We start from the raw sequence: 21249 nt of genomic DNA on the forward strand, positions 1-21249 counted from the left end.
CTTTATAGAAATTAAATCAAGAAACAAATTTACTATAAAGCCATCTTATAAAAGGACCTAGAATAGGAACTGGTCCAAAAGTTGGACCACAAAAATCAAAGTAATCTCTATGCTCTTTTATTAATCCATTTTCTCCAAATAATAAACGAGTAGTTCCAGGATAAATAAATTCTTTACCCATAATTTTTAAACCCATTGTCCATTCAACGAATCCACAATTTTCAGTAATGGAAATCGCATGAGTTTCTAAAAAAACATCATCACATCTTTTAACCAGCTTTTCTTGAGCTTTAATATAAGAATCTAAGCCTTCTGTTTCCTGCGTTGGGTCTACAAAAATTACATTCTCATTATAAAATTCAGCCCATTTTTGTTTTGTTGGTGCATCTGTGCCATAAGGTTTAGTAAATAATCCCTTTAAATCCTCTATAGAAATTACTCTTGTCATTACAAAATGATTGTTGTAAATATTTTAAAGGATACAAACACTAAAAGCGGATGAAGAGATTCGAACTCTCGACATTCTCCTTGGCAAGGAGATGCTCTACCACTGAGCTACATCCGCATAACTTTTTTATTTTATCTCAAAGAAGGGATCAATGATAGAAATAATAAAATTTTTTCAATTAATTTAAATTTTTAATCAAGGATCCCATCTCAATTGCTTGTAAAGCATAATTCCAACCAAGATTATTTTTAATCCCTGCTCTTTCTAGAGCCTGCTGCATAGTATCAGTAGTCAAAACTCCAAAAATAATTGGAACATTATTTTCATATGAAACTTGTGAAATACCTTTACTCGCCTCAGATATAACTACATCATAGTGGGAAGTTTCCCCACGTATCACAGCTCCAAGAGCAATTACAACGTCATAACTCTTTTTTTTCATGAGGGTTTTAGCTGCGATTGGTAATTCAAATGAACCAGGAACCCAAACGATATCTACTTGATTGCTTAATTCAGAAGTATCTAAGCCATGTCTTTTTAAACAATCAAGACAACCAGATAAAATTTTATTTGTAATTAAATCATTAAATCTTGCTATTACAATCCCAACTTTTAAAGAAGATGCATTAGTAAAAGATCCCTCAAAAATAGCCATTAAATTTTACTTCGATATATTAATAGATTCTCACGAAAAGGTATTTAGTTCAAACTAATGAAGAAACAATTCCTGTAACAAAAACCAAAACAACCCAAACAGCAGCAATAGAATAAATTTTTCTCCTACTTTCTCGCTGTCCTTCCTCAGTAGAAGGTTGAGTCACATATAAAACGGGTACTCCAACTACCGCAATTAAAGAAGCAAATAATAGAGCATTTACGAAAAAAAAGTTAACAGCCTGCATAATTCAGTCTTAGGTTTCAAATTATTATAAATACTATAATCTCATGAAAATGATAATTTTTAGAGAAAATTTACATACTTTAGCTACATTAAATGCAAAAAAAAAATTTCTTCCTAATATCTATTTAGGAATTAAAAAAGTATGCAAGAAGATACGATAATTCAAAAGAATTTATTTGCGATTGGTAATGAAAATAATGAGCAAGAAAAAATAACAAAAATTCCAGAAGATTTATCTTGGGAAGATTTAAAAAAAGAATCGAAAAAAAGACCTAGACAAAGAAAAAATTCAACTAATTTAATAAATAAATTTAAGACTGATTTAATTTCAAATAACAAAAATGTTTGCATCAATGAAGAATCTTATAGCTATAAAACAGTTTCAAAACTGAAATTAACTCCTGTAATGAAGCATTATGTAACTCTAAAAGAGGAAAATAAAGATAGGTTATTACTTTATAGATTAGGAGATTTTTTTGAATGTTTTTTTGAGGATGCTGTATTAATATCTAACCTTTTAGAAATAACACTTACCAGTAAAGATGCTGGCAAAGAGATTGGTAAGATCCCTATGGCAGGAGTTCCCTATCATGCAATGGAGAGATATTGTGCTGATTTAATTAAAAAAAATTATTCTGTGGTTATATGCGACCAATTAGAAAAAAGTTCTGGCAATTATGGGACCCCAATTAAAAGAGGAATAACAAGAATAATTACTCCTGGAACTGTAATTGAAGAGGGGATGTTGATAGCAAAGAAAAATAATTGGATTACTGCTATTTACTTATCAGAAAAAAACTCAGATGAATCCTATGAATGGGGTATATCAAAAGCTGATGTAAGCACGGGAGAATTAATAACTTTAGAAGGTCAATCTCTGTCAAAACTATTTGATGAAATTGTTAAATTAGATTCTTCAGAAATCATTGTAGGAAGCAATGAAGTAAGAAATTTATTAATTAAGGAAAATAGTCAAATAACATATACTGTTTCTCAAGAGACTAATTTTGGCATTAATGAAGCAAATTATCTAATAAAAAAATATTTCCAAATTGCAAACCTAGAAGGAATAGGACTTAAAAATTTAAACAATGCGACTAGATCTCTTGGAGGATTATTAAATTATTTAGAAAAAATTAATCCTTCAAATTTAGATAAAGATTCTTCTGTAAAAATCTCATTAGACTTTCCACAAATTCAATTTGGTCACAACAAATTAATTATTGATTATCAAACTCAAAAAAACTTAGAAATCAAAAATACACAAAGAGAAAACAATTATGTTGGTTCGCTACTATGGAGCATTGATAGGACTTATACTTGCATGGGTGCAAGGTGTTTAAGAAGGTGGATAGATTCACCACTATTAAACGTTAATGAAATTTATAAAAGACAAAATATAATTAAAAACTTTATTGAATCTAAACAATTACGTATAGATACCCAAAATTTACTTAGAGCAATGGGGGATTTAGAAAGACTTGCAGGTAGAGCTTGTGCAGGTCATGCAAGTCCTAGAGACTTAATTGCAATAGCGGAAGGTTTAAAAAAATTGCCTAGACTAAAATCTATAATTGAATTATTTAAATATGATATCCCAAATTGGACTGATCAATTAAAAAATATTGATGCAGGACTCTTAGAATTAGCTGAAACTATAAGTTTTAAACTAATAGAAAATCCTCCTTTAAATATTAGTGAAGGAGGCATGATCCACGATGGTGTTGACAATATATTAGATGGTTTACGTAATTTAATGGATGATTACTCTGAGTGGCTTAATAAAGAGGAATTAAAAGAAAGAAAAATTAGCAAAATTTCAAACCTAAAAATTCAATTTCATAAAAATTTTGGGTACTACATTTCTATAAATAAATCAAAAGTTAATTTAGCTCCACAACATTGGATCAAAAGGCAAACACTTACTAATGAAGAAAGGTATATCACTTCAGAAATTAAAAATAAAGAAAATAAGATTTTCCAAATAAAAAGCAGAGCTTCATCAAGAGAATATGAAATTTTCTGCGAATTAAGAAATTTAGTTGCTGAAAAAACAAAACAAATAAGATCAATCGCAAAATCTATAGCATCTCTTGATGCATTGCTTGGTTTATCAATTACTTCAGTTGAAAACAATTTTATAAAACCTTCATTAATGCCAATAAATGATTCAATGACAAAAAAAAGTACGAAAATTATTGCAGGAAGAAATCCAATTGTAGAGCAATTATTAAATGATAAAAAATTTATAGCGAACGATATCTCTTTTGATGATAATCAAAAATTAATTATATTAACCGGACCCAATGCAAGCGGAAAAAGTTGCTTTATAAGGCAACTTGGTTTAATACAAATTCTCGCACAAATTGGTAGCTTTGTTCCTGCTAATAATGCTGAGATCAAGATTGCAGATAGGATTTTTACAAGAATTGGGGCGGTTGATGATCAATCATCTGGACAATCAACATTTATGGTAGAAATGTCTGAAACTGCATCAATTCTCAATCAGGCAACTTCTAGCTCACTAGTTTTACTTGATGAGATAGGTAGAGGGACATCTACTTTTGATGGACTTTCAATAGCTTGGTCAGTAAGTGAATATCTTGCAAAAAAAATTCAATGTAATACTATTTTTGCTACGCACTATCATGAGCTGAATTATTTAAAAAATTCAAATAAGAATATTCAAAATTTTCAAGTTTTAGTAGAACAAAAAAATGATCAGCTATTTTTTACTCACAGAATTGTCAAAGGGGGCTCAAACAAAAGCTACGGTATCGAAGCAGCTAAATTAGCAGGAGTTCCAAAAGATGTTATAGAAAAAGCAAAATCAGTTTTAAATTCTTTAGAAGAAAATAATAAATATAATTATGATATTCCGTAGATTTTTGACATTTTCTAAAATAGATACTTTTTAGATAGTTTCCCTCAATAAAGCGTTAACTGCAGCTGCTGCCATGGCAGCACCCCCTCTTGTTGAATTCAAAACTATTCTAGGAAGATCAGTAGAAATCAGTTTGTTTTTGCTTTTCTCTACTCCAATAAATCCAACGGGCATTCCGATAATTAAACTAGGTAAATCATTTGCATTTTCTAAAATATCAATTAAATAAGTTAAAGCTGTGGGCGAACTGCCAATAACTACAATAGGTGATTTGCTTCCAGAATTTATAGCAGATAACTCCTTCCAACCTTCACTTAAGCCATATGCAGTTTTAGTTAACTCTATATGCTTATTTTCTCCAAACCACATTCCCGCCGTGAATACTTTATTCCTAGTGGTATTCTCTGCCATAGATTTTATAGCTGCTGCTGCCATATCGGTATCAGTTAAAATAGGAGCACCATTTCTAAGTGCCTGAAGCCCCTTTTCGCAAGCACCTTCACTAAAATTAATAAGATTTTGTATAGAAAAATCTCCTGAAGTATGGACTAATCTCTCTAAAACTTTTTTTTCCAAATAATTTAGATCATTGGCTCCTAAATGAGATCTTATAAATCTGATGCTTTCCAAAAAAATTGGATGATCTATAACCATTAAATTTAATTTGTGTTAGAAGTAATCATAGTTAAAATATGGTTTTTATTGAGCGATTATGCCAATACAAATATTATGGGGTAATGATCTAAATGCTCAAAATACATTTATTCAAAAATTAATTGATAAAGAAGTATCCAAAGAATGGAAGGAAATAAACGTAACTAATTTAAATGGAGATGATGATGAGCAAGTCAATAAAGCTTTTGATGAAGTTCTTACACCTCCTTTTGGAGATGGATACAGAATAGTTACATTGAAAAATAATCCAATTTTTACCGCAAAAAATGAGGATCTAAGAATTAAATTTGAAAAAATTTTTGAAAATATACCTCAAAATACTTATTTGATTTTACAAAATACAAAAAAACCAGACTCACGACTAAAGAGTACTAAATTTTTACAAAAACTTATCAAAAATAATTTAGCCAAAGAAAAATCATTTTCTTTACCAGAAATCTGGGACTATGAAGGACAAAAAAGATTCTTAGAAGATGCAGCAAATGAAATGAATATTAAACTTGATAAAAATGCAGCTGAATTAATTATTGATTCTGTTGGGAATGATAGCTTTAAATTAATAAATGAATTAACTAAAGCAAAAACATACCTTTCTGCATTATCAAGTGATTTAAATTCACAACTTTTTCTCAAAAGTAATGATGTAAAAAAAATATTTAGTGATCATCAATCCAACATTTTCAAAATCATTGATCTTCTCTTACAAAAAAACATTTATGAAAGCCTCATTGAAATAAATTATTGCATACAGAAAGGAGAACCTCCTTTAAGACTAAATGCAGGTTTAATTAGTCAGATAAGAATTCATACAATTATAAAATTAGCAGTTAATTCAGAAAACGATAATACAGAAAAGATTTGCAATCTTGCAGGCATTTCTAATCCAAAAAGAATTTTTTTTATTCGTAGAAAAGTCAAAAATGTATCTCAAGAATATTTAATAAATTTAATGAGTAATTTATTAGATATTGAATCATTACTAAAACAAGGTAATAATCCTATAAATGTTTTTACAGAGAATTTAATTAATTTAAGTTAACCAAATTATAAGTTTAAGAATTTACATTATGATTTAAATATGGCTTTACTAGTAAAAAAATTTGGCGGTACTTCTGTCGGTGATATTAAAAAAATTAAAAATATTGCAAGTAGAATTTGTCAAAGTAGAGAAGCAGGAAATGAAATTGTCGTAGTTGTCTCTGCAATGGGACAAACTACAGATGATTTAAATTGTTTAGCGGAATCAATTAGTAAAAATCCTAATAGAAGAGAATTGGATATGCTTCTCTCAACTGGAGAGCAAGTAACCATAGCTCTTCTCTCAATGGCATTAAACGAATACGGAATTCCTGCAATTTCAATGACAGGTAGCCAAGTTGGGATTATTACTGAATCACTTCATGGGAAAGCGAGAATTCTGGATATTAAAACAGAAAGAATCAAAAATTATATAAATCAGGGTTTTGTTGTTGTAGTGGCTGGATTTCAAGGCACGACATTAAGCCATACGGGTTCAATGGAAATTACAACTTTGGGTAGAGGTGGTTCAGATACATCCGCAGTAGCTTTATCAACAGCTTTAGGAGCTGAGACTTGCGAAATTTATACAGACGTTCCAGGGGTTCTTACTACTGATCCCAGAATTGTTCCTAATGCAAAACTCTTAGATGAAATTAGCTGTGAGGAAATGCTTGAACTTGCAAGTGTCGGTGCTTCAGTTCTGCATCCAAGAGCAGTAGAAATTGCTCGTAACTATGGAATTAAATTATGTGTCAAATCAAGCCAAAGTGACTCAAGAGGGACTCTCCTAGAAAGTCAAATCCAACCTCTCCCGCTAAAAAGAGGAAGCTTAGAATTAACAAAAACAGTCAATAGTCTTGAAGTATTAGAAAACCAAGCAGTATTCAGTCTCTCAAATATTCCGGATAGACCTGGGATTGCTGCACAAATATTTGAAAAACTATCAGAAGCAAGTATTAATGTAGATTTAATCATACAAGCTACAAATGATGGAAATAATAACGATATTACATTTACTGTTAGTGAATTGGAAGTTAAAAAGACTGCAGAACAATGTGAACTTATAACTAGTCAATTAGGAGGAAAATATAACCTAAAAACAAACATGACTAAATTAAGTATCCAAGGAGCGGGAATTATGGGTAGACCTAGTGTTTCAGCTGATTTATTTGATACTTTATCTAAAGCGAATATAAATATCAGGTTAATAGCTACTAGTGAAATTAAAGTCAGCTGCGTAATTGAAATTAATAATATTCCAAAAGCTATTAGATTTGTTGCTGAGAAATTTAAGTTATCCGATACACAAATATTTGTTAATCCAATCAACGAAAAACAAGATATACCTGAAGTAAGAGGAATTGCATTAGATAAAAACCAAGTTCAAGTAAGTTTTCGAAAACTGCCTGATCGTCCGGGTGTAGCCGCATCGATATGTTTAGCATTAGCTGAAAATAATTTACTTTTTGATACTATCGTTCAGTCTGAGAGAATTTCCTCTTTAAAAACTAAGGATATTAGCCTTACAATGAATAAACAAGATAGAGAAAAAGCTAACTTAGTTTTTGAGGCCTTAACAAAAAAATTACCCGGATCATACATTGAAGATGGACCTGCTATAGCGAAAGTAAGTACTGTTGGAGCAGGAATGGCATTTAAGGTTGGAACGGCTGGAAAAATATTTAGAGCATTGGCAGATCAAAATATCAATATTGAAATGATTGCTACTAGTGAAATCAGAACTTCATGTATTGTCTTAGAAAAAGATTGTGACAAAGCAGTGAATGCTATTCATAATCATTTCGAATTAGAAAAATAAGTTCTTTTTAATTATTTCTTGCCAATTTTTGTCTTAATTTTTTGATTCTATCCCGCAAATTTGCTGCTTCTTCAAAATTTAACTCTTTTGCCGCATCTTTCATTTTAATTTCTAACTTTTCTATTAAGTCAGGCAATTCTTCTAGTAAACATTGATTATCACTAGAATTGAGAATTGCATCAGTTTTGTTATTGACTATATTTATTAAATCTTTAGATAAACCACCAGCATCTAATTTTCTAGAAAGTTCTAGAAAAGATAATATTGAATTTTCTATTTTTTTGCCTGCAGGTTTTGGAGTAATACCATTAACTTGGTTATATTTTTTTTGAATAGTTCTTCTTCTTTCAGTTTCAGATATTGCCTTTTTCATTGAATCTGTGAAGTTATCTGCATAAAGCAAGGCAACTCCTTCAACATGTCTTGCAGCTCTTCCTATTGTTTGAATCAATGACCTTTCTGCCCTCAGAAAACCTTCTTTATCAGCATCTAAAATGGCAACTAAGGATACTTCAGGAAGATCTAATCCCTCTCTTAATAAATTAACTCCTACCAACACATCATATTCGCCCATTCTTAGATCTTGAATAATTTCAATTCTTTCAATTGAATGAATTTCGGAATGCAAATATCTAACTCTTACTTTATTTTCAGATAAAAAATCAGTTAGATCTTCAGCCATTCTCTTAGTAAGTGTTGTCACTAGTACTCTTTGATTCTTTTCAGATCTAATTCTTATTTCAGATAAAAGATCTTCTATTTGGCCCTTACTAGGTCTTACATCAATTACAGGGTCTAGTACACCAGTTGGTCTGATAACTTGCTCAATAAATTCACCATCACATTGATCTAATTCCCATTGACCGGGAGTTGCACTTATAAATAATGTCTGTTTTGATTTTTCCCAAAACTCTTCACATTTTAAAGGTCTATTATCTGCAGCACTTGGCAGTCTAAAACCATGATCTATTAAAACTTTTTTTCTAGATTGATCACCGTTGTACATCGCATGAAGTTGAGGACATGTTACATGACTCTCATCGACTACTAACAACCAATCTTCAGGAAAGTAATCTATTAAGCATTCTGGAGGTGACCCTTCCTCCCTGCCTGATAAATGACGAGCATAATTCTCAACCCCATTACAATAACCAACCTCTTTCAGCATTTCTAAATCATATTTTGTGCGTTGTTCTAAACGTTGAGCCTCTAATAATTTTCCTTCGTATGTAAATTTATCGAGTTGAGTTTTTAATTCACTTCTAATTGCACTGATTGCACTCTCAAGTCTTTCTTTTGGGGTAACAAAATGCTTCGCAGGATAAACACTTACTTGTTCTAAACTTTCAAGTATTTCACCAGTAGTAGGGTCAACATATCTAATAGCCTCTACTTCATCACCAAATAATTCGATTCTTATTAATCTATCTTCATAGGCTGGACCAATTTCTAAAACATCACCTTTAATTCTGAATCTACCTCTAGTTATTTCAATATCATTTCTAGTATATTGATTTTCAACAAGAGATCTTAAAGAGGAACGAAGATTGATAGATTTTCCAACTTCAAATTTAACTGCAGCTTTTAAATATTCACTTGGTATACCCAGACCATAAATGCAACTTATAGATGCCACTACAATTACGTCTTTTCTCTCAAACAAAGAGCGTGTTGCAGAATGCCTGAGCATATCTATTTCTTCATTAATTGAAGCAGTTTTAGCTATGTAAGTATCACTTACAGGCACATAAGCTTCAGGTTGATAATAATCGTAATAAGAAATGAAGTACTCGACAGCATTTTTTGGAAAAAATTCCCTTAATTCATTACATAGTTGTGCGGCTAACGTTTTGTTATGGGCTAATACAAGTGCTGGTCTTCCTGTTTGTTGAATTACATTCGCAATGGTAAATGTTTTACCAGTCCCAGTAGCTCCTAAAAGAGTCTGAAACTCTTTACCATTATTAACGCCTTTAACTAATTTTTTAATAGCCTCTGGTTGATCTCCATTTGGTTCGTAAGGAGCTTGAAGCTTATAATTGTTCATCAAGCTAATAGCTAAAGGATATTGCTATACTAAGAAATTTTTTCTCCGATTATTGAATTTTTCAAAGATTCTTTTAAGCCCCTAACAACCGCAATCATTGATATTAAATCATCTAATTTATTAACTACAGATCCAACGCCAACTGCTGAGGCTCCAGAGGATATTGCTAATGGACAAGTTACTTGGCTTAATCCAGAGGCGCTCATGATTGGTATATTCAGAGATTGTTTCTTAAATTCTTGATAAATAGCATAGGTAGCTGCAAGAGTTGGTACTGATTTTTCAAAAAAACCTTGAATACCTGGAGAGTAAGGAGTAGAACTGGTGCCACCTTCTGTTTGAATAATATCAACACCTTCTTCTACAAGCTTTACAGCAAGATCAACTTGTTTATCAATAGGCATAGTATGAGGAACAGTTACTGATAAAGGAACATTAGGCAATAAATCCCTCGTCTCTTTTGTAATGTTTAAAACTTTTTTATCTGAAAAATTAATTCCTTTTTCATAAAAAGTATCGTAATTTCCTATCTCAATTAATGATGCTCCTGCTTTTACAGATTCTTGAAAAGATCGAGGCACTACTGAACTAACACAAACAGGTAATGTTGAATTCTTAAGTGCTAAATCAACAAGTTCAGGTTTACAAGCAATATCGACAAGATCTGCACCTCCTAATGAAGCAGCCTCAACGATTTTTTTAACCGATTGAACATCAAAATTATTCAATCCTGAAATAACTTTGAGTAAAGATTTGCTTCTTAACTCTTCTTTGATTTTTTGTGGCAAAAGATTAATCAGACTCATTTGCTTAATGAATTTATTACCCGATTGTGACATTCTTTTAGTAAAACAGTGAATTTTTTAAAAAATATTATCTGAGAAACACAAAATGTCTGACAAAAAATTAACTCAGAAAAATTGGTCATCATGGCATCATAAGCTTCATAAAGAGATTCTTAGCCAAAAAATATTAATTCCCAAAGGATCGAATATTTTAATAAGTGTCTCCGGGGGACAAGACTCGATGGTCTTATTAACCCTAATTAATGACCTAAAAAAACTTCATAATTGGTCTATTAGTGTTTGGCATGGTGATCATCAGTGGCACGAAAAATCCTCAGTATATGCTCTTGAATTAAAAAGTTATTGCGAAGATAAAAATATTTCATTCTATTTTGATCAAGCAAATAAAGAAAATATTTCCTCAGAAGAAAAAGCACGAGAATGGAGATATAAAAAATTATGTGAAAGGGCCAAAACTTTATTAACTAAAAACCAGCAAGAACATAATATTTATTTGTTAACTGGCCACACGAGTAGTGATAATGCTGAAACATTTATCCTCAATTTATCTAGAGGGAGCAATTTTGCCGGTCTGAGTAATATTGAGAGCAAAAGATTACTAGAAAATCAAATTTTTTTAATAAGGCCAATATTAATTTTCAGTAGAGAAGATACAAAACAAATTTGTAATGATATGAAAATCCCAGTCTGGGAAGATCCCACAAATACAGATCTTAAATTAAAAAGAAATTTTATTAGAAAAAAAATTATTCCTGCTTTAGAGGTTATCTATCCAGGTTGTTCTGAAAGGATAAATAATTTTTCCAAAAAAATGAGCAACTACAATAATGAACGTAATGATCTTAGTGAACTAGCATACCTATATTGTAAAGATGTAAAAGGTATCAATAGAAATCTCTTAAATAATATGTGTATTGAAGCGAGGTGCACAATTTTAAATAAATTTTTAAAAGAAATATCTGCAAAGCAATGTAGTTCTAAAAATCTCACAAAATTAGCAGCTTCAATTTATGAAAAAAATAAAGGTCAAATAAACTTGCAAGAATTTTTAAAAATCGTTTGGAATAAAAACTATATAAATTTTGAAAAAGTTAAGATGTAACAGCAGATCTTCTTCTTCTTGTTCTCCCTTCAAATGAATCTTCTTTAGCAGTCTCAGCTGATAGATTCTGTGAAACTTTTGGACTTTTTTGAGTATTTTGTAGGTTATTTGAACTATTCGGGTGATTATTATGTGATTTCTTATGGAAATTATTATTATTTCTATTTCTATTGGAAAAATTTTGCTCTTCGGTGATCTTTGGAATATAAGCACGAGTTCCACTTGGAGCAGGTTGAACCAAACACAAAATAAGTGGTTCAACTTGTAATTCTCTTCTCATTCTTCTCGATAAACCATTTTCAATTTCTCTTTGTACACCAATCCAATCTACCTCAAAATTATTCGGCCCAGTTTGTCTGGATAATTGTTTCCATCTATTTTCTAAGACCCAGCTTATTTCTCGTTCAGTCCACATAGACATTTTTCTTGGCTCTGCAGTAGTAACAACTCCTCTTAAATTCACTCTGGGAGGCGCGACCATCTTCCCATCAGTACTAATAGGAGCTAATACAGTTACTACACCATCCCCAGCTAATTGCTGTCTTTCTTTTAATACTCGAGCATCTACTATCCCATTTCGTGAGTTATCAAGCAGTTCAACACCAGCTTTTACAGGATCACCCTTTTGAATAGAATTAGGTGTTAACTCAACTACATCTCCATTTTCAATAATTAAGATATTGTCCTTTGGAACCCCCATAGTTTGTGCACTCTTGCCATGACAAACAAGCATTCTATGTTCTCCATGAACAGGAACAAAAAACTTAGGTTTTGCGAGTGCCAACATTAACTTTTGATCTTCTTGAAAACCATGACCAGAAACATGAATATTCTCACCCTTTCCATAAACAACCTTTGCTCCGAGCTTCATTAATCTATCTATTGTATTAACAACAGAAATAGTATTACCAGGAATTGGGCTGGCTGAAAATATTACAGTATCTGTAGTCTTAAGACGAACATGCTGATGTTCACCACGAGAGATTCTGCTTAACGCTGCGAGGGGTTCTCCTTGACTTCCCGTCATTAATAATAAGGTCTCCCTATCTGGCAAATCTCTAATTTGCTTGATAGGAACGAACAAATCATCTGGGCATTTCATATAACCAATATCTCTTGCCTTAGCAATAACATTTATCATCGACCTACCTAACAAACCAACCTTTCTTCCATGTTTCATGGCCAATTCTAAGATCATTGTCACTCTATGAACAGAACTAGCAAAAGTGGTCAGGATAACTCGTTCTTTTGCCTCTGCAATATGTTTTTCTAAAGAAGGATAGATAGTCTTCTCAGAAGGACAAAAACCTGGAACTTCGGCATTAGTCGAATCACTGAACATGCATAAAACACCCTTCTCTCCATAATGCACCATTCTTTCAATATCAAATTGCTCTCCATCTACTGGCATATGATCAAACTTAAAATCTCCCGTGAAAATAATTGTGCCAACAGGTGTTGTAACTGCTAAAGAAAAGCTGTCGCAAATAGAATGGGTATTTCGAATAAATTCAACGGAAAAATGTTGTCCTACTTTTACAACATCTCTTGGATTTACTGTCTGTATGGTTGTTCTATCAGATACACCTGCTTCCTCCATTTTTCCTCTAAGCATTGACATTGCCAGTCTTGGGCCATAAATAATCGGAATATTAAAATGCTTTAGATGATGAGAAATACCTCCAATGTGATCTTCATGCCCGTGAGTGACAATCATGCCTTTTATTCTTCTTTGATTTTCTTTTAAAAAAGTTGTGTCAGGCATAACAACATTTACGCCATGCATACCATCAGACGGGAAAGCTAGGCCAGCATCAACAAGCATTAATTCATCACCATATTCAAAAACGCAAGTGTTTTTTCCTATTTCATGTAGTCCTCCAAGAGGTATTACTCGTAGAGCTGGCGTATTACTTTTAGATCTAGATGAATCATGAGTAGATCTATTTAAAGTTGAATTTGTACTTGATTGCATAATTTTGAAATTTATGAAGGCCTGCTTGTAATCAAATAAGGTTTATTTAAATTTAATTATCAAGTTAAATATAATCCCTATTATAGGGATTTCAGGATAAAAGATAGTTGCTTTTTCATGTCATTGGTTAATGGTGACAATGGACTTCTAGGATTACCTACATCCCATCCCGATAGCTCCAAAGCAGCCTTAATTGGGATTGGATTAGTAGTCATAAAGAGTGCTTTGAAAAGAGGCTGAAGTTTTTCATGAATAGCAAGAGCATTAGAAACCTTTCCACTTTGAAAAGAATGAATCATCTCTTTCAATTGCAATCCAACTAAATGACTTGCAACACTTACAACTCCTACAGCACCTACAGATAACATTGGAAGTAACAATGAATCGTCGCCACTATATACAGAGAGCTCAGAGCCACAAATAGCCCTCAGTTCTGTTACTTCTTCTATTCTACCGCTTGCAGCTTTAATACTGAGAATATTTGAGAAATCCATAAGTTTCTTCACAGTATCAGGTAATAAATTGCATCCTGTCCTGCCAGGAATGTTGTAGAGCATAAGAGGTAAATCATTTGCAGATTTAGCAATAGAACTGAAATGTTTATAAAGACCTTCTTGAGGCGGCTTATTGTAATAAGGAACAACTACCAAAGCACCGTCAGCACCAGAGTCGTAAGCTTTTTTTGTGGCTTCCACAGCTTCGCTTGTACAATTGCTACCAGTGCCAACTATTACTTTACAGCTTGCATCCAAAGATCCTTTTACCGCAATAAATAAATCATGCTGTTCCGCCCATGAAAGAGTGGGAGATTCTCCAGTAGTACCGCATAACACAATTCCATCGGAACCATTCTCAAAAAGATAATTTGAAAGTTTTATGGCTAGTTCATAATCTACATCTCCATTCTCAGTAAATGGAGTAACCATTGCAGTCAATATTCTTCCAAATAGTGGATTATTACACTCAGTTTTGTCTGTAATCATTTTTTTGGAATTAATAACTCAGCTATTTGAACAGCATTCAAAGCTGCTCCTTTTCTTATTTGATCTCCACATAACCATAATTCTAATCCATGAGGCTGACTTATATCAGTTCTTAGCCTGCCAACAGCAACATTATCCCTTCCCATAACGTCATTTGGCATAGGAAATCTATTATTTTTGTAATCCTCAATAACTTCAATTCCAGGAGATTTTTTTAATTCTTCAAGAGCATATTTAGGCTCAACTACATCGGCAAATTCAATATTGATCGATTCAGAATGTGCTCTCAGTACTGGGACTCGAACGCATGTAGCAGAGAGCTTTAAATCAGCAATATTTAATATTTTCCTAGTCTCATTAACCATTTTCATCTCTTCTTCGCAGTAATTATTTGAAAGCATAGGGGAATTATGTAAAAACAAATTAAAAGCAAGGGAGTATGGCAAAACTTCACTTTTTTGAGGATTTCCTTGAAGATATTGTTCAGTTAAAAGTTTTAGTTCCTCCATCGCCAGTTGGCCTGCACCACTGACAGATTGATATGTTGAGACAATAACTCTTTGAATAGTAGAAAGTTTGTTTAATGGAGCTAAAACTAATGTCAGCAAAATGGTAGTGCAGTTTGGATTCGCTATTACCCCATCATGATTAAGTACTTCACTAGCATTAACTTCAGGAACTATAAGAGGAACATTCTTATCTAATCTGAAAGCACTTGAATTATCTATCAATAAAGCATTTTGATCAATAATGGTAGACAACCATTTTTTTGAAATACTTCCACCAGCTGAAGCCAAAACTAAATCAAGATTCTTAAATTCTTCCTTAGTTGTTTTTTTTGTAACTAATTCTTCATCTTTCCAAATAATTTTTTTTCCTTCTGACCGCTCTGATGAAAGCAATACCAATTCTGATATTGGGAAATCACGTTGTTCAAGAATTTTTAGCAATTCAGATCCCACAGCACCTGAAGAACCTAAAACAGCAACTTTTAATGGCCTATTAGGCAAATACGGAGATTGTCTCACTCTTTAAAATGATTTTTATAAATAGATTGACTATTTTTTTTACTTTATCAAAAAATTAACTTTCAAGGAAATCACATAATGTGAAATAATTAAGATTCGGCTCATAGTAATAACTTAGAAAAACATGGCTAAAGATGCACTAATAGTCAAAACAACACCTCTGCCTCAAAGTAGAATTTCATTCGAATTAGAAATACCATCTGAGACATGCAAAACGTGTGTAAATGAAACAATCACTACCATTAGTCGTTCGGCTAAAATTCCAGGGTTTAGACTTGGGAAGATTCCTAAACAAGTCTTAATCCAAAGAATTGGCATCACACAATTACATGCTTCTGCTCTAGAAAAAATCATTGATAAATCCTGGCAAGAAGCATTAAAAATCAAATCTATAGAGCCACTTAGTGAGCCAGAGTTGGTAGATGGATTTGAATCTTTACTTGCAAAGTTTAGTCCTGATAAATCACTTAAGGTTACTCTTCAAACTGATGTTGCACCCGAATTAAAACTAAAAAAATCAAAAGGACTTAGTGTTGAAATCTCAAAAACTAAATTTGATCCAAAGTCAATAGATGAAGCTCTAGAAAAATCTAGAAATCAGTTTGCAAACATTATTCCAGTTACCAACAGAGCAGCAAAATTAGGGGATATTGCTGTAGTTAGTTTCAAAGGTAAATATAAAGATTCTGGTAAAGAGATTGATGGTGGTACGAGTGAATCAATGGATCTTGAGTTAGAAAAGAACAAAATGATTCCTGGATTCGTTGAGGGAATCGTAAAGATGAAAATTGGTGATACGAAAACACTTAACCTTAAATTCCCTGAAGATTATTCTCATGAAGATTCAAGAGGCAAAGAAGCAATCTTTGAAGTAAATCTTAAGGATCTTAAGGAAAAAGAATTACCTGAGCTTAATGACGATTTTGCAAAACAATCTGGAAATAAGGAATCATTAAAAGAGTTAAAGAAAGATATTGAAAAACAACTTAAAGACAATTTTGAAAAAACTCAAAAAGATATCAAAATTGAAGCTTTACTAGATGCCTTAACAAACGAATTGGTTACTGAAATCCCAAAATCTATGATTGATATAGAAGTGAGAAATAATATTGAACAAACAGCGCAAAGGTTTGCTCAACAAGGTCTTGATGTTAAATCTACTTTCACTCCTGAATTAGTTAAGTCATTAGCAGAGTCTACAAGACCTCAGGCTGAAAAAAATGTTCAAAGAAATTTAGCTCTTAAAGCATTAGCAGAAAAAGAAAACATAACAATTAATAAAAGTGAAATTGATTTAAAAATGAAAGAATATGAAGATGCAATCTCTCAATCTTCAAAACAAATAGATATTAAAAAATTAACAGAAGTAATAAGTAACGATTTACTTAAAGAAAAATTGATAATTTGGCTTGAAGAAAATTCTGAAATAAAAGAAAAAACTACAAAAACTTCTCAAGCAACCAAAACCTCCAAAACAACAAAAGCTACAAAAACTGCAACAAAAAAAACAAAAACTACAAAAACTACAAAAACTCAAAATAAAAAAGAAAAAAAATAATTTATGAAATTTCCTACTAATTAAACAAAAACCCCTTAAATTACCTATAAGACGAAAACTAATTTGTGAACTCAGAAAAAAAACATTTAATCCAAAGCTCAATAAGTTCTTACGAAAGTAATAATAAAACTATTGCTGCTATTCCTACGGTTATAGAACAATCAGGTAGAGGAGAAAGAGCTTTTGATATATATTCAAGACTATTGAGGGAGAGAATTATTTTTTTAGGTACTGGTATTAATGATCAAGTTTCTGACTCACTTGTCGCACAATTACTATTTCTTGAAGCTGAAGATCCCGAAAAAGATATCCAAATTTATATCAATTCTCCTGGAGGCTCAGTAACTGCAGGAATGGCCATATACGATACTATGCAACAAATATCCCCTGATGTAGTGACAATATGCTTTGGAGTGGCCGCAAGTATGGGGGCATTTCTACTTTCTGGAGGAGCAAAGGGGAAAAGATTGGCTTTACCTAATTCTAGAATTATGATTCATCAGCCTCTTGGAGGTGCGCAAGGTCAAGCAGTAGAGATTGAAATACAAGCTAAAGAAATACTTTTTCTCAAGAAAACATTAAATTCGCTTTTAGCCGAACATACTGGTCAACCTTTAGAAAAAATTAATGAAGATACAGAAAGAGATTACTTTTTATCTCCCTCAGAAGCAGTCGAATATGGATTAATTGATAAAGTTATCAAAAAGTGACAAGGAATACTTATTTTTTAAGAATATGATGACGAATCGATATTTATAAGCAATCCTAGTGAATAGGGAATATTTAACACCTTTCACTTTAAAAACTTATAATCGATGGCTAAATTCGACGCCCATCTTAAATGTTCATTTTGCGGGAAATCACAAGACCAAGTAAGAAAGCTTATTGCTGGTCCTGGTGTTTATATCTGTGATGAGTGCATAGATCTTTGTAATGAAATTCTCGATGAAGAGCTACTTGATAATCAAGCGAACACTAACAACTCTCCGCAAGTAAAAAAGAAATTACCAACTGATAATCCAAAAAAATCTGTTCCTTTAGAATTAACCTCAATTCCGAAGCCATTAGAAATTAAAAGTTTTCTAGATAATCAAGTTGTTGGACAAGAATCTGCAAAAAAAATATTATCAGTAGCTGTATACAATCACTACAAGCGATTAGCTTGGAAAGTTAAAGAAGATTGTAAAAATAACAATTCAACAGATTCACAAGCAACTAAATTACAAAAATCAAATATTTTACTCATTGGCCCTACTGGAAGTGGGAAAACATTATTGGCGCAAACTTTAGCAGAGTTTCTGGATGTGCCTTTTGCAGTAGCTGATGCAACGACTTTGACAGAAGCTGGATATGTTGGGGAGGATGTTGAAAATATACTTTTAAGACTTCTACAGAAATCAGAAATGAATGTAGAACTAGCTCAAAGAGGAATTATATATATTGATGAAATAGATAAAATTGCAAGAAAAAGCGAAAATCCTTCAATTACTAGAGATGTCTCTGGTGAAGGAGTACAGCAAGCATTATTAAAAATGCTTGAAGGAACAATTGCTAATGTGCCACCACAAGGAGGAAGAAAACATCCTTATCATGACTGCATCCAAATTGATACGAGTCAAATATTATTTATTTGTGGGGGAGCTTTTATAGGTTTAGAAGATATCGTTCAAAAGCGAATGGGTAAAAACTCTATAGGATTTACCACCAATTCAGATCAAAACAAAGTTGATACAAAAAAAATAGTAGATCCAAGAGATTCCCTGAAAAATTTAGAATTAGATGACTTAGTGAAATATGGCCTAATTCCAGAATTTATTGGCAGAATTCCGGTTTGTGCTGTACTAGATCGTCTTACAAAAGAAACTTTAGAATCTATTTTAACTCAACCAAGAGATGCATTAGTAAAACAATTCAAAACTTTGCTAAGTATGGATAATGTTGAATTATCATTTGAGCCTGATTCTGTTGAAGCAATAGCAAATGAAGCATATAAAAGAAAAACAGGTGCAAGAGCATTAAGGTCAATAATTGAAGAGCTAATGCTAGACATAATGTACACTTTACCTTCTGAAGAAAATGTAAAAGAATTCACAATTACGAAAAAAATGGTAGATAATTTGTTCTCATCTAAAATTGTTAAACTACCTTCAGGATCAAAAAGAATCATTAAAGAGTCTGCATAAAATTAGAGTTTAATTTTTTAATTGAATCCCGAATTTTTCTAATTAATGAAAAATAAATGCCAAATATACATAAGCCTTTTCATCAAAAATATAGACCAAACAACTTAGACGAACTGGTTGGGCAAAAATTTATATCCATTACACTCAAGCAAGCACTATTAACAAAAAAAATTGCTCCTGCATATCTTTTTAATGGTCCAAGAGGCACTGGAAAAACATCAAGTGCAAGAATATTTGCAAAATCACTAAATTGCCAGGCATTCGACCAACCTACGATAACTCCTTGTTGTAAATGTGACTTATGCAGACAAATTACAGATGGGAGCGCTCTAGATATTATCGAGATTGATGCTGCATCAAATACAGGAGTAGAAAATATAAGAGAAATTATAGAAAGAGCGAGATTTGCACCTGCTCAAGCGAGATGGAAAGTATATGTTATTGATGAATGTCATATGCTTTCAACGGCAGCTTCAAATGCTTTACTAAAAACTATTGAAGAACCGCCCTCAAGAGTTGTATTTATCCTTGCGACCACGAATCCTGAGAGAGTATTAAATACAATACAAAGTAGATGCCAAAAGTTCGATTTTAGAAGAATAAGCCCCAATGACATTTTTCAACATTTATCAGAAATAGCAGAAAAAGAGTCCATTAAGTACGAAGATCAGGCTTTAAAAATGATTGCGAAAAGATCTAATGGAGGCATGCGAGATGCACAAAGCCTCCTTGAACAACTTAATCTTTTACCTGAAGGTATAACAATTAATAATATCCAAAACTTACTAGGAGAAGTATCAGAAATTGAATTAACAAATCTAATTAAATCATTGGTTGAGAATAATCCTGAGTCATTAATTATCACCTGCAACAAATTATATGATAGTGGAAACGAACCCCTTCAAATAATTATCGGATTATTAAATATAACACGAGATCTACTGCTATATACTACAAATAATCAATATTCAGACCTTTATTATACCTCTGATGAATTTCAAGATGAATTGGATAAAATCTCAAAAAGAATAAATAAATCAACAATAATTAAGTGGCATAATAACCTGAGGAATATTGAATATCAAATTAAAACAAGTGATAATCCCAGGCTTTGGTTTGAAATACATTTAACTGGCCTTCTAGATTATCAAGAGATAAATAGTTCTAAAAATAAGGAAGAAAGTAACAATAATGAGACTGAAGAGATGCATGAAAGCATAAAAAACATTGGAACAATTAATAAAGAAAATATTTCTGATGAAATTCAAAAACCAATTATCAAAAAAGAGATGAGGCAAGAGAAATTGATCGAAAAAAAAGACGACAAATTAGAAAAATTTGAAGTTCTTGAAAAAGAAAATATGAGAAATTTTTCTGACAATAACCAAACTAATCCTGAATCAAATAATTTAAAAGATAAATGGGAATTAATTCTTTCTAAAGTAGAATTACCATCGACAAGAATGTTACTTTCACAACAAGCCGAACTTGAAAGTTTTGATTCGGAGAAAATAACCATTGCATTATCTCCAAACTGGGAAAATATGATTAAAAGCAGAAAAGTTATAATTGAAAATACTGTAAAAAAGATATTTGGAGATCAAATAATACTTAATTTCTCTACCAAACAATTAAATAAAAGTAACCAAAGAAGTACCACAGAAATGACCCAAAATGAAGTAAATAATTCTCGACCAATAAAAAAAATAGAACCAAAAACCAATTCGACAACAAAAATATCTAACGAAGAAACTTATGATGATAGTTCAAAAAACTTAGCAAATTTTTTTAATGGAGAAATTATAGACCTTGATGAATAA

17 protein-coding genes and 1 tRNA gene are annotated in these 21249 nt (G+C 31.8%); 8 read left to right on the plus strand and 10 right to left on the minus strand.

All coding sequences use genetic code 11. From position 1 onward, the window contains the following. Nucleotides 1-16: 16 nt before the first annotated feature. The 4 genes from HA151_RS08900 to psbZ all read right to left on the minus strand — a co-directional run bounded on the left by HA151_RS08900 (nt 17) and on the right by psbZ (nt 1350). A complete protein-coding gene (locus HA151_RS08900) occupies nt 17-448 on the minus strand; it encodes a nuclear transport factor 2 family protein (protein WP_209107077.1) in 432 nt (143 codons plus the stop codon). Nucleotides 449-493: 45 nt separating this feature from the next. Beyond that, nucleotides 494-565: transfer RNA gene (locus HA151_RS08905), tRNA-Gly, on the minus strand. 61 nt (nt 566-626) lie between these two features. After that, nucleotides 627-1103 (minus strand): 6,7-dimethyl-8-ribityllumazine synthase, encoded by a 477-nt coding sequence (gene ribH / locus HA151_RS08910; protein WP_209107078.1) that lies wholly within the window; start codon nt 1101-1103, stop codon nt 627-629. 49 nt (nt 1104-1152) lie between these two features. Further along, a complete protein-coding gene (psbZ, locus tag HA151_RS08915) occupies nt 1153-1350 on the minus strand; it encodes a photosystem II reaction center protein PsbZ (protein WP_002807211.1) in 198 nt (65 codons plus the stop codon). Between the two features lie 141 nt (nt 1351-1491). On the opposite strand from psbZ, the gene mutS reads away from it, so the two are divergent. Beyond that, nucleotides 1492-4233, plus strand: a complete 2742-nt coding sequence (mutS, locus tag HA151_RS08920) for a DNA mismatch repair protein MutS (protein ID WP_209107079.1) — start codon at nt 1492-1494, stop codon at nt 4231-4233. A gap of 30 nt (nt 4234-4263) precedes the next feature. Here mutS and HA151_RS08925 read toward each other — a convergent pair whose 3' ends face one another. Beyond that, entirely contained in the window at nt 4264-4887 is a 624-nt protein-coding gene (locus tag HA151_RS08925) for a precorrin-8X methylmutase (RefSeq protein WP_209107080.1), read from the minus strand. 58 nt (nt 4888-4945) lie between these two features. Here HA151_RS08925 and holA point away from each other — a divergent pair, with 58 nt between their 5' ends. Together holA and HA151_RS08935 are read left to right on the plus strand one after the other, a co-directional pair. After that, nucleotides 4946-5947: a DNA polymerase III subunit delta gene (gene holA, locus HA151_RS08930; RefSeq protein ID WP_209107081.1), complete on the plus strand. Its 1002-nt coding sequence runs from the start codon at nt 4946-4948 to the stop codon at nt 5945-5947. Nucleotides 5948-5986: 39 nt separating this feature from the next. Further along, nucleotides 5987-7747 carry an aspartate kinase gene (locus tag HA151_RS08935; RefSeq protein ID WP_209107082.1) on the plus strand — a complete coding sequence of 587 codons (1761 nt, stop codon included), beginning with the start codon at nt 5987-5989 and terminating at the stop codon, nt 7745-7747. Nucleotides 7748-7754: 7 nt separating this feature from the next. Here the strand turns inward: HA151_RS08935 and uvrB are convergent, their stop codons facing one another. After that, nucleotides 7755-9794 (minus strand): excinuclease ABC subunit UvrB, encoded by a 2040-nt coding sequence (gene uvrB / locus HA151_RS08940; protein ID WP_209107083.1) that lies wholly within the window; start codon nt 9792-9794, stop codon nt 7755-7757. 29 nt (nt 9795-9823) lie between these two features. After that, nucleotides 9824-10600 carry a DUF561 domain-containing protein gene (locus HA151_RS08945; RefSeq protein ID WP_209107084.1) on the minus strand — a complete coding sequence of 259 codons (777 nt, stop codon included), beginning with the start codon at nt 10598-10600 and terminating at the stop codon, nt 9824-9826. A gap of 85 nt (nt 10601-10685) precedes the next feature. On the opposite strand from HA151_RS08945, the gene tilS reads away from it, so the two are divergent. After that, complete coding sequence (gene tilS, locus HA151_RS08950) at nt 10686-11702, plus strand: tRNA lysidine(34) synthetase TilS (RefSeq protein ID WP_209107085.1); 1017 nt, start codon at nt 10686-10688, stop codon at nt 11700-11702. Here the strand turns inward: tilS and HA151_RS08955 are convergent. The 3 genes from HA151_RS08955 to HA151_RS08965 form a co-directional block, all read right to left on the minus strand. Further along, nucleotides 11692-13677: a ribonuclease J gene (locus HA151_RS08955; RefSeq protein WP_209107086.1), complete on the minus strand. Its 1986-nt coding sequence runs from the start codon at nt 13675-13677 to the stop codon at nt 11692-11694. The genes tilS and HA151_RS08955 overlap by 11 nt on opposite strands. Nucleotides 13678-13757: 80 nt before the next feature. Beyond that, nucleotides 13758-14660, minus strand: a complete 903-nt coding sequence (dapA, locus tag HA151_RS08960) for a 4-hydroxy-tetrahydrodipicolinate synthase (RefSeq protein WP_209107087.1) — start codon at nt 14658-14660, stop codon at nt 13758-13760. Further along, nucleotides 14657-15688, minus strand: coding sequence for an aspartate-semialdehyde dehydrogenase (locus HA151_RS08965; RefSeq protein WP_209107088.1), 1032 nt, complete (start codon nt 15686-15688; stop codon nt 14657-14659). The genes dapA and HA151_RS08965 overlap by 4 nt, the downstream gene beginning before the upstream one ends. A 124-nt stretch (nt 15689-15812) precedes the next feature. On the opposite strand from HA151_RS08965, the gene tig reads away from it, so the two are divergent. The 4 genes from tig (at nt 15813) to HA151_RS08985 (ending at nt 21249) form a co-directional block, all read left to right on the plus strand. Further along, on the plus strand, nt 15813-17246 hold the full coding sequence (gene tig, locus HA151_RS08970; protein WP_209107089.1) for a trigger factor: 1434 nt from the start codon (nt 15813-15815) through the stop codon (nt 17244-17246). A gap of 65 nt (nt 17247-17311) precedes the next feature. Then, complete coding sequence (clpP, locus tag HA151_RS08975; protein WP_373922060.1) at nt 17312-17956, plus strand: ATP-dependent Clp endopeptidase proteolytic subunit ClpP; 645 nt, start codon at nt 17312-17314, stop codon at nt 17954-17956. Nucleotides 17957-18061: 105 nt separating this feature from the next. Then, nucleotides 18062-19429: an ATP-dependent protease ATP-binding subunit ClpX gene (gene clpX / locus HA151_RS08980; RefSeq protein WP_209107090.1), complete on the plus strand. Its 1368-nt coding sequence runs from the start codon at nt 18062-18064 to the stop codon at nt 19427-19429. Between the two features lie 56 nt (nt 19430-19485). Continuing rightward, on the plus strand, nt 19486-21249 hold the full coding sequence (locus HA151_RS08985; RefSeq protein WP_209107091.1) for a DNA polymerase III subunit gamma/tau: 1764 nt from the start codon (nt 19486-19488) through the stop codon (nt 21247-21249).

This window comes from Prochlorococcus marinus XMU1419 (genome assembly GCF_017695955.1).
Taxonomy (GTDB): Bacteria; Cyanobacteriota; Cyanobacteriia; order PCC-6307; family Cyanobiaceae; genus Prochlorococcus_A; species Prochlorococcus_A marinus_AD.